General features: G+C 36.2%; 11 protein-coding genes and 2 pseudogenes. 4 read left to right on the top strand and 9 right to left on the bottom strand.

What is annotated here, in order from left to right:
* Nucleotides 1–31: 31 nt before the first annotated feature.
* From fabD to yceD, 4 genes are all read right to left on the bottom strand, one after another.
* Entirely contained in the window at nucleotides 32–994 is a 963-nt protein-coding gene (gene fabD / locus ABXG98_RS17230) for an ACP S-malonyltransferase (RefSeq protein ID WP_353539936.1), read from the bottom strand.
* A gap of 43 nt (nucleotides 995–1,037) precedes the next feature.
* Entirely contained in the window at nucleotides 1,038–2,048 is a 1,011-nt protein-coding gene (gene plsX / locus ABXG98_RS17225; RefSeq protein WP_502901569.1) for a phosphate acyltransferase PlsX, read from the bottom strand.
* A gap of 84 nt (nucleotides 2,049–2,132) precedes the next feature.
* Nucleotides 2,133–2,303 carry a 50S ribosomal protein L32 gene (rpmF, locus tag ABXG98_RS17220; protein ID WP_353539934.1) on the bottom strand — a complete coding sequence of 57 codons (171 nt, stop codon included), beginning with the start codon at nucleotides 2,301–2,303 and terminating at the stop codon, nucleotides 2,133–2,135.
* Between the two features lie 47 nt (nucleotides 2,304–2,350).
* The gene (gene yceD, locus ABXG98_RS17215) at nucleotides 2,351–2,863 is read right to left on the bottom strand and encodes a 23S rRNA accumulation protein YceD (RefSeq protein ID WP_353539933.1); all 513 of its coding nucleotides are present in this window, start codon (nucleotides 2,861–2,863) and stop codon (nucleotides 2,351–2,353) included.
* A gap of 158 nt (nucleotides 2,864–3,021) precedes the next feature.
* Here yceD and ABXG98_RS17210 point away from each other — a divergent pair, with 158 nt between their 5' ends.
* Nucleotides 3,022–3,612 carry a Maf family protein gene (locus tag ABXG98_RS17210; RefSeq protein WP_353539932.1) on the top strand — a complete coding sequence of 197 codons (591 nt, stop codon included), beginning with the start codon at nucleotides 3,022–3,024 and terminating at the stop codon, nucleotides 3,610–3,612.
* A gap of 137 nt (nucleotides 3,613–3,749) precedes the next feature.
* On the opposite strand, the gene ABXG98_RS17205 is transcribed toward ABXG98_RS17210, so the two are convergent.
* Both ABXG98_RS17205 and ABXG98_RS17200 read right to left on the bottom strand, forming a co-directional pair.
* Nucleotides 3,750–4,238 carry an AAA family ATPase gene (locus ABXG98_RS17205; protein WP_353539931.1) on the bottom strand — a complete coding sequence of 163 codons (489 nt, stop codon included), beginning with the start codon at nucleotides 4,236–4,238 and terminating at the stop codon, nucleotides 3,750–3,752.
* Between the two features lie 191 nt (nucleotides 4,239–4,429).
* Entirely contained in the window at nucleotides 4,430–4,969 is a 540-nt protein-coding gene (locus ABXG98_RS17200) for a hypothetical protein (protein ID WP_353539930.1), read from the bottom strand.
* 1,445 nt (nucleotides 4,970–6,414) lie between these two features.
* Here ABXG98_RS17200 and ABXG98_RS17195 point away from each other — a divergent pair.
* Both ABXG98_RS17195 and ABXG98_RS17190 read left to right on the top strand, forming a co-directional pair.
* Nucleotides 6,415–6,654 carry a type II toxin-antitoxin system ParD family antitoxin gene (locus ABXG98_RS17195; RefSeq protein ID WP_353539929.1) on the top strand — a complete coding sequence of 80 codons (240 nt, stop codon included), beginning with the start codon at nucleotides 6,415–6,417 and terminating at the stop codon, nucleotides 6,652–6,654.
* Nucleotides 6,655–6,762: 108 nt separating this feature from the next.
* On the top strand, nucleotides 6,763–6,948 hold the full coding sequence (locus ABXG98_RS17190; RefSeq protein WP_353539928.1) for a type II toxin-antitoxin system RelE/ParE family toxin: 186 nt from the start codon (nucleotides 6,763–6,765) through the stop codon (nucleotides 6,946–6,948).
* Nucleotides 6,949–7,120: 172 nt separating this feature from the next.
* Here ABXG98_RS17190 and ABXG98_RS17185 read toward each other — a convergent pair.
* Nucleotides 7,121–8,116 (bottom strand): annotated as a pseudogene (locus tag ABXG98_RS17185) (response regulator).
* A 22-nt stretch (nucleotides 8,117–8,138) separates the two neighbouring features.
* Nucleotides 8,139–11,465, bottom strand: coding sequence for an MHYT domain-containing protein (locus tag ABXG98_RS17180; protein WP_353539927.1), 3,327 nt, complete (start codon nucleotides 11,463–11,465; stop codon nucleotides 8,139–8,141).
* Between the two features lie 975 nt (nucleotides 11,466–12,440).
* Here ABXG98_RS17180 and ABXG98_RS17175 point away from each other — a divergent pair.
* Nucleotides 12,441–13,001: pseudogene (locus ABXG98_RS17175) on the top strand (IS91 family transposase); the annotation flags it as partial.
* A gap of 294 nt (nucleotides 13,002–13,295) precedes the next feature.
* On the opposite strand, the gene ABXG98_RS17170 reads toward ABXG98_RS17175, so the two are convergent.
* The gene (locus tag ABXG98_RS17170) at nucleotides 13,296–14,018 is read right to left on the bottom strand and encodes a hypothetical protein (RefSeq protein ID WP_353539926.1); all 723 of its coding nucleotides are present in this window, start codon (nucleotides 14,016–14,018) and stop codon (nucleotides 13,296–13,298) included.
* Nucleotides 14,019–14,399 lie beyond the last annotated feature (381 nt).

Raw genomic sequence — 14,399 nt, 5'->3', positions numbered from 1 at the left:
TATAACTTTACAATCGAACTAAAATAGCAATCTAACTCTCACTTACTTGGGTCAGCTCTCTTGCTTTAACTAACGTATCTTGCGTGTTAAAAGAAACACAACTGATACCTTTATTAATGCGCTTAACTAACCCTTGCAAAACTTTTCCTGGCCCTACTTCTACCATTTGAGTAATGCCTTGTTCGCCAAGTTTGCTGATAGTTTCACTCCAACGTACAGGGCTATATAATTGTTTAACTAAAGCTGCTTTTATCGCGTCACCACTGGTTTCAATGGCTACATCAACATTGTTAACTACATTAATTACCGGCGTATTAAACGTGATATTAGCTAAGTCAACAGCCAGTTTATCGGCAGCATCACTCATTAAAGCGCAATGTGAGGGTACACTCACAGGTAAAGGTAACACGCGCTTTGCACCTGCCGCTTTACATAACTCACCTGCACGCTCAACTGCAGCTTTATGTCCGGCAATAACAACTTGGCCTGGTGAATTAAAATTAACCGCAGCAACCACTTCATCAGCTTGTGCTTGAGCACACGCATCAACAATGGCTTGATCATCTAAGCCAATAACCGCCGCCATTGCGCCAATACCTTCAGGAACGCATGTTTGCATGTATTGACCACGTTTTTCTACTAATTTAACACCATCGGTTAGTGAAAGTACCCCAGCACATACCAGTGCAGAATACTCGCCTAAACTATGACCTGCTAATATTGTTGGCTTAACGTCAGACTCTTGTTGCCATACTCGCCATAAAGCAACACTGGCAGTTAATAATGCCGGTTGAGTATGATGTGTTTGGTTTAGTTTTTCAGCTGGGCCTTGAGCCACTAATTGCCATAAATCGTAACCTAAAGCATCAGAGGCTTCTTTAAAGGTACTTTGTACCGTGTCATTTTCGGCAAAGTCATCTAACATAGCGATTGCTTGCGAACCTTGACCTGGGAATACGAAGGCTAATTTGCCTTGTGATGATATATTTTGCATTTTATTTTTTTACTCTTTTTAGTATAAACAATACTGTGAAATATTATTGGGGCGACAAACCTTGTTCTAAAGAGCTTTTTATTTTTTCAGGTACTTGTCGTTCTACCTCTTTCACCGCTTCGATAATTGCTGAGAAAAAGGCGTTGGCATTTGCATTACCATGGCTTTTAACCACAATGCCGCGTAATCCTATCAAACTTGCGCCATTGTACTGGTCGGGGTTCATCGATTTAAACACTTTTTTTAAGCTAGGTTTTAGTAAGAAAGCCATGATTTTCATTAAAAAACTTTGACTAAATGCGCTTCTAGATTTTTCGTATACTAAACGGGCAACACCTTCACACGTTTTTAGGGCTACATTACCCACAAAACCATCACAAACAATCACATCTGCTTTGTTTGAGAAAATATCACCACCTTCGATAAAACCAATATAATTGATTTCTTCGTTTTCACTTAATTCTAAGGCTGCCTGTTTAATATGGTCACTGCCTTTAATAGCTTCTTCCCCCATATTAAGTAGCGCGATACGGGGTTTATTTATACCATCAACTTGTTCAGCCATAACTGAGCCCATCACGCCGAACTGGTATAACACATGAGAGTCACAAAACACATTTGCGCCTAAATCAAGCATAAATACATGTTTGTCGTCATTATGGGTAGGTAAAGATGAGATCAGTGCCGGACGTTCCACTCCTGGCAATGTTTTTAGTACAAAATGCGCCATTGAAAATAAAGCGCCAGTATTGCCTGCACTCACACATGCTTGAGCTTTACCTTCATGTACTAGGTCTAATGCTTTACGCATCGAGGAGTTTTTCTTAGTTCGAAGTGCAAAAGCTGGCTTATCATCCATAGTTACAACTTCAGTGGTAGCAAAAATAGATAATTGTGGATGCTTTACTAGACTTTCTTTGGAAATATTTAATCGAGCAAATTCTTTCGTAATGATATTTTCATCACCACAAAGAATGAGATGCAAGTTAGGCAGTTGTTTAATTGCCATTATTGCAGAAGAGATCGTTACTAGGGGGCCTTGATCGCCCCCCATAACATCTAACGCTAGGGTTAAATTTCTTTGACTATTCAAGCTTAAAATTCAACAGCTTAAAATAGATGCTTAAAGTAAAGTCGCTTACTTAGCGATTACTTTAACGCCTTTGTAAAAGCCATCAGCTGTTACATGGTGACGACGATGCGTTTCACCTGATACTGGATCTACTGATAAGTTTTCTGTTGTTATAGCATCATGTGAACGGCGCATGCCACGTCTTGAGCGAGACTTTTTGCTTTTTTGAACTGCCATGAGTTACTCCTAAATCGGTTATTAGTTAACTGCGAACTGCGGTTTAACTATTTGAGTTGTTTTAATACGTCAAATGGATTCGGTTGCTCAAGCTCTTCCGGCAATTCACCCCAAACACTGTCAGCATCGGCTGGGCAGTCTTTGAGTTCATGCCTTGGAATTAATGGGATCATGAGTATTAACTCTTCTTCCACTAACTCTCGCAAGTTTACTTCACCATCTTCATTTAATTCTACCACATCATAATATGATGGAATATTCATCGCGGCTTCTTCATTTTTTGCTGGGCTAAAAGTAAAATCTACTTTCAACTCAGTATCAAAAAGTTCATTACACCGCTGACAAGTTAATGCAACTAATGCCGATGCTGTGCCAGACATTACTGTCAAACCACGTTCATCCACATCAAACTTAACACTAACCTGAACATGCTCGCCGCGCATTTCGCTAACAGCAAGCAGTCTAGTCATTTCCGATAGATTAAAAACACCTTCACACACAAGTCTACGTTGCGCGCTTCGGGTTGGACTAATTGTTATCGGAAGTTTAAGATTCTGCATAAGGCGCGCATAATAAAGCCCCTAGAGGCAAGTGTCAAAAGAAAATTAGCATATTTCGTTTAAAATCTACGGATTGCCCTTATAATAGCAGTTATTGAATAGCTTTTGCTTAATTGTTCATCACAACAGAACAATTATTCTACATTTATAGGATCCTCATGAAAACCTTAGTTTTAGGCTCTACCTCCCCTTTTCGCAAAAACATCTTAGAAAAACTTAACTTACCTTTTGATTGTGCAAAACCTGATATTGATGAAAGTGCGTTGCCCAATGAAACGCCGCAAGCCTTAGTTGAGCGTTTAGCCATTGAAAAAGCCAAGGCAGTTGCACCTCAGTTCACCGATGCACTTATTATTGGCTCAGACCAAGTGGCGGTGTGTGACGGTGAAATTTTGGGTAAACCCCATAACTTTGACAATGGGGTCAAACAACTGAGTAAATTCAGCAACAAAAGCGTTACCTTTTATACTGGCTTATGCGTATTTGATACAACTAACAATAAAGCCCTTTCATTAGTAGAGCCTTTTGTTGTTCATTTTAACCCGCTTTCTTCGGCGGAAATAGCAAACTATTTAACCGCAGAACAACCTTACAACTGTGCTGGCAGCTTCAAAAGTGAAGGGTTAGGTATCTGTTTGTTTGAAAGACTTGAAGGTGATGACCCAAATACTCTGATTGGCTTACCTTTAATTAAGCTTGTTACTTTATTAAAAACTCACGGCCTTGATGTTTTAGCGCAGCAGAGCTAGATCTTGTTGTGCTTATGCTATTAGCCTAAACAAGCGAATAGGACAATTATAATCCATTTTAGTGCAAGAGCCGCCCGTGCGCATTGAAACATGTGCACTGGTGTGGGCTCAATGCTAAAAACTATCAGTGCACCCGTTTATCTAAATTGATTATTCGACACATGCATGGTTTTTTTTCCTTGAAAATCTGCAAACAGTTTTTCATGTGCAACCTTTGAAAAGGTATCTTGTCGCGCAGTATATTTTGTTATCCAATCGATTAACATTTCTAAGTTTGCATCCTGAGCCTCTTTACTTTCATACTTATGAGGCTCCCACGGACGATTTTTAGCATTTTCAATACATGCATTAACGGGTAAATTTAGAAAAATGACTTCGGCTGCTTGCTCAATGACAAGTGATAATAAATCAGCATAACAACCCTCAACAACCCAGTGACTTCTTGTTGATAAAAAATCATTTATCGATTTACCTGACTCTGAAATAGGCAAACGCTCTGGTGGCGAAATAGGTTTCCATGCCACAGTATCAAGATCTAAATGGGCTAAGTTATGTTTCAACGCCAACTCTTTTGCTAGTGTTGACTTACCAGACCCCGAATTTCCAAAGATAACAATTTTACTCAAAACTACCCCCTAAGTGCATAACGAGCTTTTAGAAACATCCCAACACGACTTGCCCCTTGTAAAAGTACAGCATCAGAAAAGCCTGCTTCAGTTTCATTTACTTTTACAGGGTGCGCAGTAACAGGCTTGTTCAACAACTTGATTAAGTGCTTTCCCATTCAGCGAAAAATTTAACCAAATTTATGGTATTACTATATGTTTGCATCCTTTATTTTAATTAGTTGATTGACGACTTCAGGTAACTTTTGAAAAGCGTTATTAGCATATGCAATCACAAAGTAATCATCTCTCATTTGATTGAATCCCAAAATTTTATTTGTGCTGGCTACATTGCTAAAATAAGCATCAACCTCCAATTGAGAAATCTTTAACTCAATTGAAATTCCATAAACACCACCATAAAGCTTTTCACGCTTAATGTTGCCGACATTCTCCCATTTCACATCGAAGAATGTCGGCTCTTCATTCGACGACGATGCTAATGGAAAATGTATCCCGTTATCGTCAGCTGTAAAATATACCCAGCCTTTCCAATTTGTTGGCTTGAGTGATACAACTAAGAATACCAAACCTAAAATCAAGAAGGCATACTTAAATCCCCTTGGGGAGTTGTCAGCCCAACTTTCATAAGTAGCGTAAGTTAGAAAAAGTGCACCGGATACTAGAACGTATATCAAGCATATTAGTTTAGCGCCCCATGCAGGAGTTTCGTATTTAAATACTCGATTCATTTATAGTTAACACCTATGCAAGAGAAACATATACCGAATGATATGCACTCCCTGATCAAACGGCATCTGTGTGCCATATTGAAAGGTGTTGATGAACATAGCAAGTGCAAATTAAGTAAAACGGCTAAACGAAATTGTTATCAACTGGCTATTGTCAGATTATTGTTATTCTGACAAAGAGAACACCAATTAGCTACCAAGGTTAGCATCCATTCTGTTACAAGCAATCAACTCAACAATGTAGGTTAGAATTCATTCTGACAAGGAATATTAAACCTCTCTTTACTTTTGCTTAGAGTAATTATGGGTGGCCTGATAACTTATTGTTATTCTGACAAAGAGAACACCAATTAGGTACCAAGGTTAGCATTCATTCTGTTTCAAGCAATCAACTCAACAATGTAGGTTAGAATTCATTCTGACAAGGAATATCAAACGCCCTCTTAACTTTTGCTTAGAGTAATTATGGGTGGCCTGATAACTTTTTATAACTTTGATAACAAAAAAACACCGCAAAGTGACAACCCTCCGCAATTTTATTTACTTATAAAGAGTACACATCAACAACGGGCTTGTTCAACAACAGGATTAAGTTGCGGCAAGCGCAACCTATCCTTTATTTATTATATTTTTATTTACAACACCTTACAGGAATTTATAGTGTTAGTGCAATATGAACGATAAATATTAAAGGACAAACAACTACAATAATAAAAGTATGCCAAAGCATCGATTTTTTAGTTAAGGTGAAATCCTTACGAGTTAAGTACATTGAAAAGAACACAGGGATAATTAAAGTCAGAACAAAGCCAATACTTTGGATTGAATTAGCTCTATCTAGATAAAATATATCAATGACATTTAGAACAAAAACGCCATATAAACAGATGATTAATAATTGGGGGACTTTAGATTCAGCTAGCTTCATAACCTAACAAAAATATAACAGCTTTATTAGCAAGATAACCTTCATGTTTAAACATGAAGGTTATCCTTTTTTCATGCAATTGGTATTATTCTGAACAAAACTGATTTTTATACAGTATAAAAAATTTATCATGGGTGGCCTGATAACTATTATAGTATTATTCTGAACAAAACTGATTTTTATACAGTATAAAAAATTTATCATGGGTGGCCTGATAACTATTCCTGAGTGAGGATTTTATTTATAAGCGAAAAATAAGTGACAAAAAAGAGTTACATGTCGATATTGCTCAACTAAACTGAGTGATAGTAGGCAGAATCAGCTTGAAAAAAACGACAAGAAAACACAGCGAAGAGACAACCCACGCAATTTTATTTATTTACTTACAAAGAGTACACAGCAACAACAGGCTTGTTCAACAAAAGGATTTAGTTGCGGCAAGCGCAACCTATCCTTTATTTATTATATTTTTTATACCATAATGTATTATATATAGGTACTTATGAGATTTTTAATTATGGCTAAAAACACAAGTGTGACACTAGGTGAACATTTTGATCAGTTTATAAACCAACAACTTAACACTGGTCGCTATGGCTCAGCAAGTGAAGTTGTTAGAGCTGGGTTAAGAGCATTGGAAGATCAAGAAGCTAAACTTTTAAATTTACGTAACATGTTAATTCAGGGCGAACAAAGCGGTGTTGCTGAATACAGCTATGAAAGCTTATTGACAGAATTAGATAAAGATAACCATTAATGAATAAGTTTGTATTATCTTCGAAAGCCAAAACAGACTTAATGAAAATAGCTAAATATTCCCAAATAACTTGGGGGGGGTTCTCAGCGGAATGATTACTTAAAGGTATTGGATAATACGTTTAGCATATTATCTGATAAACCAGAACTAGGTATCAACTGTGGTTATATTAGAGAAAGTTACAGTAAATATCCTCAAGCAAGTCATGTAATTTATTACAAAGGATATAAAAATAATCAGATTTATATAGTGCGAATATTACACAAAAGTATGGATGTTAACTCAGCTCTTTAGAAAAACAAAGTTATCACCAGTTATCAGGCTACAAGTTATCAGAATTATCAGGCCACCCAGAGTTATCAGTTATCAAGCCACCCATAATCAAATTACATACTAAAACATTAGTGTGCAATGTAAATATTTAGGTGAAGACTTTATAAATTACCTCAACTGCTGAAGCTAAAAATCAATCCTTCCATTGTTCTTTAATTGCCAAAATTTTATCGAGTTGTTGTTCAAAACATATGACCAACTCTGGATCAAAATGCTTACCTTTTTGACTATGAATGTATGCCATCGCTTTTTCTATTGGCCATTCATCTTTATAAGGGCGTATGCTAGTTAATGCATCAAAAACATCCGCTAAAGCAACAATTCTTCCTTCTATTGGTATATCTTCACCTTTGAGCTGGTTCGGATAACCCGTCCCATCCCATTTTTCATGATGTGTTAGTGACACTAATTTAGCTAGCGCAATTAAGCCTGAATTTGACTCCCCTAATATTTCCGCACCTATTTCAGGATGCTTTTTCATAATAGAGAACTCTTCATCTGTTAGTTTTCCTGGCTTCAACATTATACTATCAGGAATACCTATTTTGCCTATATCATGCATAGGCGCAGCATTAAAAAGGTTATCAGCATTCGCTTTTGAAAAACCATACGCTTCAGCCACAACACGAGAATAATGGCTCATACGCATAACATGCATACCCGTCTCATTATCTTTATACTCTGAAGCACGCCCCAAACGATGTATAACTTCTAATCTACTTTTTTTAAGTTCTTCAACATCAACCAAGGATAAATGGGTTTTCACTCTCGCCTTTACCACCGAAGGTGAAATCGGTTTAGATATGTAATCAACAGCACCAAGATTTAACCCTTCAGCCTCATCAGTTGGATCACTCAACGCAGTAACAAAAATTATAGGAATAGATTTAAATTCAATATTTTTTTTTAATTGTTCACACACGTCATAGCCTGTCATTTCGGGCATCATAATATCAAGCAAAATTAAATTTGGCCGCTCTTTTTCTACCAAGCGCAAGGCTTATTGACCACTTTTGGCAAACACCAATTTATAAGTATCATTTAATACTTGATTGAGTACACGCAAATTAGCTGGCTCGTCGTCCACCACTAACAAAAGTTGCCGATTATCTGGTTTTTCTTTCTCCATCACTTCTTCCATCACCTATTGATTAGCTCAATTTACTTAGTAATAAATTTACTAATGTACTCGCTTGTTCAAATTCAAAGTCATTACATTTATTGATAATTTGATCTATTTCTTTGGGCCTAACAGTTTTTAAAGACTGAAGTTCATCTAAGAGATCCTCATCAAACTCATTATTTTGGACACAACATTCAAGCTTTCGTAAAATATCAATTAACGCTTCGTTACGCCCATCATTATTAGGGAGAGCAGTTGGAAGGACTTTATTGTCTTCATCACTCATTGTATTCAAGCAATTTTTGATAATAGTAAATTCTTCTGTAATGTTTGCAATGTTTATTTGGCTGGTTACAACATTACGTTGTTGCGTTGACAACTCTAACGATTCAATCATCTCCATAAGGCTTATCAAAGCAACATTACCGGCACTGCCTTTATATTTATGCGTTAAATGTGCTAACTCTTGCCAGTTTTCATCTACCAAATATTGATTAAGTGTTAACAATTCCACTTCTGCATGTTCAATAAAACGGCCTATTTCAGCATATAAATTAGCTTTTGAGCCCCATAACGCGATGCCAGTGTCAATATCTATTTTCAATGTCGATTTATCAACCAACCCCCCCGTATCTACGGAGCTATTCTGTAAGTTAAGTACACTAGATATTTCATTGAATAGTTTTGGTATATCTATAGGTTTATTAGCAAAGCCATCCATACCAGCTTGTTCAGCAGAAAGTCTATCTTGTGGTAGTACACTCGCGGTTAATGCAATTATAGGGACTCTTTTTATAGCATTGTCCAATTCAAACTGTCTGCGTACCTTAGCTGCAGTTAATCCATCCATAACAGGCATTTGAATATCCATTAATACCACATCAATGACATTATTCTCCAACTGTAAAAGCGCTTGTTCACCATCTCTTGCTTCAAAAACACTATGTCCTTGGCGTTTGAGTATTAAAGAAAGTAATTCAATATTTTGATCAATGTCATCAACAACTAGTACTTTAAGTTTTGGCAATGCTTTGTAGTTGTGAGCTTCTGGTCCTTTATCCATAGCTTCAATTGGTTTTAAAGGTAAGGTAAAACTAAACTCACTCCCTTCTCCTTCTTCACTAGTCGCCTTAATTCTGCCGCCCATTAATTCAACCAGCTGTTTACTTATTGTTGTACCAAGTCCTGTTCCTCCAAAGCGTCGACTCATGGATTCATCTGCTTGAGCAAAGGCATCAAAAATGGTATCTAATTGCGAAGAAGTCATACCTATGCCGGTATCTTTTATTACAAATTGAATCATTTCATCAGTTATTGCATCTATTTTAATATCGATAGTGCCTTGTTCTGTAAATTTTATCGCATTGCCTAATAAATTAGTTAATACTTGTCGAATTCTATCAGGCGCACCATTGTAATAACCTTGAACTTTAGGGCTGATACTTAGATTAATAACAATTTCTTTATTTTGAGCTTCTAACCAAAGGGTAGACACAACTGCATCAATTTCTTCAACCAATGAAAAATCTCTTAATTCTAGCTGAAACTTCCCTTTTTCTAATTTAGCACTGTCCAACAAATCATTTAAAATATGTAATAATGATTTAGCTGATTGATTAATTGTATTAAGGTGTTTATGTTGGTTATTATTTAAATCACTATCTAGAAGAATATCGCTAAAACCAATAATAGCATTCATTGGTGTTCTAATTTCATGGCTCATGTTAGCTAAAAATGATGCACGTGTTTCGGCAGCTTTTTCAGCTTTATTTTTGGCCTCCACCATGTCAGATTCCATTTTCTTTCGATCACTGATATCCATAATAAAACCATCGAGATAGTAATCATCACTGTCTTCTACTTTTGTGGCACGACCATAGCCCAACATCCACTTTACGGTGTTATATCGATCAATAAATCGAAACTCAAGTTGATAACCGTTAGGATGACGTAAATCTGCCGCTTCTATGATGCTAAAGTCATCTGGGTGAACAAAATCTCCTAAACTTCGTTTAGGATCCGGTAACAAAAAATCTTGTGCAGGGTATCCTGTTATTTTTTCTACTTCATCATTAATAAACAAATTAGGCCAACCAGGTATATCAATGCAACGATATGCAATTCCGGGGATATTAGTTAACAGCGAACGAATTCTTGTTTCATTTTCACGTAATATTGATTCCATTTTCAATCTATCGCGTAAATCAGAAATAAAGGCAACAAACATATGTTGATCATTTAATTTAACGTGTCCAATACCAAGGCGCATAGGTATTTTTTCACCACTTTTTGTTAAGGCTTCCACCTCACGCCCCTTACCAATTATTTTGGCAACTCCTGTTTGTAAGTAATTTTCTATATATTGGTCATGATCATGTTGATATGGCATAGGTACAATCATTTTTACATTTTTACCCAACAATTCTTCACTTTGCCAACCTAATAATACTGTCACCATTTTATTAACGCTAACAATAATTCCTTTCGCATTAATGGTTATAATTCCATCAACAGCTGTTTCCATGATAGCAGAAAGTCGTCTCTCGCTTTGCAGTGCTTTCGCTGAGATATCTTTATATCTAAAAACCAAATTAACAGCTAAAACCACTGAAATAATAAAAACAGTCGTAGTGGTTATTCCAAGGGCCAAATAAAAAGAAATATCATTAGTTTGTTTAGACAGCTCAAAACCTGGTGGTAAAACAAATCGAGCTGCTAACATGCCTGTATAATGCATTCCAGAAATAGCCATCCCCATTACGCAACTTGATATTACAACTTTTAGTGTTTTATTTAGCTTAATTTTCCCTACAGTATCAATTCCAAATCTTACCCAAAGAGATATTATGGCCAAAACAACAGCTACTAAAATTGATACCACAAACATGCTAAAATCGTAGCGAAGTAAGGGTGCCATTTCCATTGCTGCCATACCAATGTAATGCATTGTGCCAATTCCTGCACCAACCAGCACACCCCCAATAATTAATTGAACACTTTTAATATTTTTTTGTGTAATTAAATTCAAAGCCACCCATGAAGCTGACACTCCCGGTAATACAGACAACACAGTTAAATCAAATTGATACGACACAGCAGTACAAAGCTCTAAAGCTAACATACCAATAAAGTGCATTGACCAAATACCGCACCCTAAAGCTAAACTGCCTATAAATAAAAAAACATGTTTACGTAAAGAAGTCGTTTTACTCGCTTGAGCAGCAACTTGAAACCCCATATAAGAAGCAAATATTGCAATAAGAATGGATAAAACAATTAGGAAGGGATTATATTCTGAAACCATTAGAAGATTTGAGTCAGAATACTGGAAAAGCTCAAAATAAGATTTCATCATAAATAAACATTAACTTTTCTTAGTAGTTGAAATATAAAGAATACTAGACAAGGAGTGTGTTAAAATTTTTAAATCACTTTAACACACTATAAAAAACCAAATTAATGCTATATCCAAATGATTTTTTATCGTATTTTACAACAATAACACAGAAAAATTGTTAATAATAATTAGACAACATTATTTTGACAATTTTTTCCAGCTAGGTCCTCGCGTTAATGTTTAGGCTTGATGTTAAGCTAACCATGATGAATAAAAATGGAACAAGTGCCCGCCTGTCAACCTATCCTCTATTTATTATGTGAAAAGTACACCAAACCAATTAAATAAAAGTAATATTAAGTTTGTTGGTCTTTATTTATAAGGATTAATGACATATAGGCTAAGGCAGGTAAAAGTATTAGCGTGAGTAATTGCGGGGCGTCAAGAATAGCCGACGACAAAATTGCAGAAGCCCATAGCAGACTTACACCTATGCTTTTCTTATTACATTTTTTCATAATAGTCCCCAATTAATTTTTAAACGGATCTTAGTTATAGTAGCAGATAAATTTGAAATAGCACATAACGAATGATATGGACTCCTCTGACAAAACGGCATCTATGTGACGTATTGAAAGGTGTTAAAACATTCAATAAAAGGAGAGTCCATATGCATCCAATTAAAGCAGTTGGCATCGATTTAGCCAAATTAAATTTAGTATTCACGGTGTTGATGAACATAGCAAGTGCAAATTAAGTAAAACGGCTAAACGAAATTGTTATCAACTGGCTATTGTCAGATTATTGTTATTCTGACAAAGAGAACACCAATTAGGTACCAAGGTTAGCATTCATTCTGTTACAAGCAATCAACTCAACAATGTAGGTTAGAATTTATTCTGACAAGGAACATTAAACGCCCTCTTAACTTTTGCTTAGAGTAATTAAGGGTGGCTTATTTAATTTTGTTTAACTTTGCTTATTTAATTTGATAAAACAAAAAAACAGTGGCAACCAAAAACAGGCAAGTACCTGTTTAACGCCGATAACCTGGCCAAGGTGTTTCGTGGTAAATTTATCGCACTGCTGTGCGACTCGGGGTATTATCTACCGACTAACACCCCAACCTCATGGGTGGCTGACTGTCATCATGTGGGCAAAGGTGACAGTGCATTAACCTACCTTGCGCGCTATCTTTATCGTGGGGTGATTAATGAAAACAATATCTTATCAATACACCATGACCAAGTAACGTTTCAATACCAAGACAGTCAAACCAAGCAGTATAAAACCATCACTGAGCACGCTACCGCCTTTTTATGGCGCGTACTGCAACATGTACTGCCTAAAGGGTTTCGACGAGCGCGCAATTATGGGTTTTTACACGGGAATGCTAAACGTACATTAAAGCGCTTACAGTTAATGCTTCACGTGGTATTGCCGCCCATAGCTCCAGCCCCCAAACAAGGGGTTTGCTGCCCTCAATGTAAAGCGTACATGACCCTATACCTGATGCGGCGGGCGCAGAGTGTGATTATTGGTTACCCGATTTAGAACAAGGACGTGCCTAAGCAAACACAATTGTTGCGCCCAGCATATTCACTGAGTGAGGATTTTATTTATAAGCGAAAAATAAGTGACAAAAAAAGTTACGAGACGATATTGCTCAACTAAACTGAGTGATAGTAGGCAGACTCAGCTTGAAAACAACAGCTAGAAAGTCCCGCAAAGAGACACCCCACCTCAGTTTTATTTATTTACTTATAAAGAGTACACATCAACAACGGGCTTGTTCAACAACAGGATTAAGTTGCGGCAAGCGCAACCTATCCTTTATTTATTAGGCAACTATTCGTATGATTCAGATGTTCCGTCTGTGTAAATAATATTTTGAACGTCAAATTTAAAAGTCATATCTTTTAAATCAGTTGATAACATCCATTTATGAGAATCTTTAAATTGATTAAAATCGAATCCAACACCTGTTTCTGTCATAGGCTGGTTTGGAGATAAAGGTTCATTTATAGTTTTCTTAATTTGAAATTTAGATTCACCAAATATATCAGCAAAGATCAATATACCTTTGATAGCTCTAGTAGGTTTTTTAAGCTCAGATGTGTCCCATGTGATATCAAACCAAATATTTTCATCGTATTTTTGTTTCTCAAAACGTTTATTTGAAATTGTAGGGGAAACGAATTTTGGTTTTAAAGCAGTTTTAATATCTGCTACTTTTTCTTCAATAAAGCTTTTTTCATTGTTGGAGGAAAACCCATTTTTAATGCTTGAAAAAGCTCCTTGCATAGAAGATCTCACCTCGTACTTTAGGTGTTCTCGTCCAGCAAAATAACCTAAAACAAGACAAATAAAGCCAACAATTAACAACTGAACTTTTAAATTACTGTTAATTTCAGGCCTAACCTCTTTAGCATTACTTTCAGGTGGACGTTTTTTGCTTGGGGGAGTCATATTTTGAGCTTTTACATATGCCACACCGCACGAGGAACATTCCCACTCTGGGTTGATGTCTGTTTCTTGTCTTTCGTAACTACATTTGGGGCAGATTGTCATGAGACTTCCTTAGTTGCCTAATAGCTTTATTAGCAGGATAACCTTCATATTTAAACATGAAGTTCATCCTTCTTTCATGAATTTTTCAAAACCTACAATACGCTAATTACATTGTTTCATCAATAACTTAATGCTAAACCCTTTAACTGGTTGACGAGTGAAAGGTTGGTTAAATCCTTTTTTATGCAATTGGTATTATTCTGAATAAAACTGATTTTTATACAGTGAAAAAAATAAATAAAATTATTATGGGGGCCTCAATTATTGTATATGTCTTCGATATCCCGTATTACCTTGGTAGCTTTTTGATGTTCTATTTGTCAGAATAAATTCTAACCTACATTAGATTGAAGCCCTGTAGGGCGTAATTCATTGCGCCAG

This window comes from Colwellia sp. KU-HH00111, from assembly GCF_040362745.1.
Taxonomy (GTDB): Bacteria; Pseudomonadota; Gammaproteobacteria; order Enterobacterales; family Alteromonadaceae; genus Colwellia.
Note: the sequence above shows the minus strand (reverse complement) of the source record. Positions and strands in the feature narration are given on the sequence as shown.

Excerpts from the sequence above, each read along its gene's own strand:
- fabD (WP_353539936.1), bottom strand. The coding sequence starts at position 994 with ATGCAAAATATATCATCACAAGGCAAATTAGCCTTCGTATTCCCAGGT.
- plsX (WP_502901569.1), bottom strand. The coding sequence starts at position 2,048 with ATGGGGGGCGATCAAGGCCCCCTAGTAACGATCTCTTCTGCAATAATG.
- rpmF (WP_353539934.1), bottom strand. The coding sequence starts at position 2,303 with ATGGCAGTTCAAAAAAGCAAAAAGTCTCGCTCAAGACGTGGCATGCGC.
- yceD (WP_353539933.1), bottom strand. The coding sequence starts at position 2,863 with ATGCAGAATCTTAAACTTCCGATAACAATTAGTCCAACCCGAAGCGCG.
- ABXG98_RS17210 (WP_353539932.1), top strand. The coding sequence starts at position 3,022 with ATGAAAACCTTAGTTTTAGGCTCTACCTCCCCTTTTCGCAAAAACATC.
- ABXG98_RS17200 (WP_353539930.1), bottom strand. The coding sequence starts at position 4,969 with ATGAATCGAGTATTTAAATACGAAACTCCTGCATGGGGCGCTAAACTA.
- ABXG98_RS17195 (WP_353539929.1), top strand. The coding sequence starts at position 6,415 with ATGGCTAAAAACACAAGTGTGACACTAGGTGAACATTTTGATCAGTTT.
- ABXG98_RS17180 (WP_353539927.1), bottom strand. The coding sequence starts at position 11,465 with ATGATGAAATCTTATTTTGAGCTTTTCCAGTATTCTGACTCAAATCTT.
- ABXG98_RS17170 (WP_353539926.1), bottom strand. The coding sequence starts at position 14,018 with ATGACAATCTGCCCCAAATGTAGTTACGAAAGACAAGAAACAGACATC.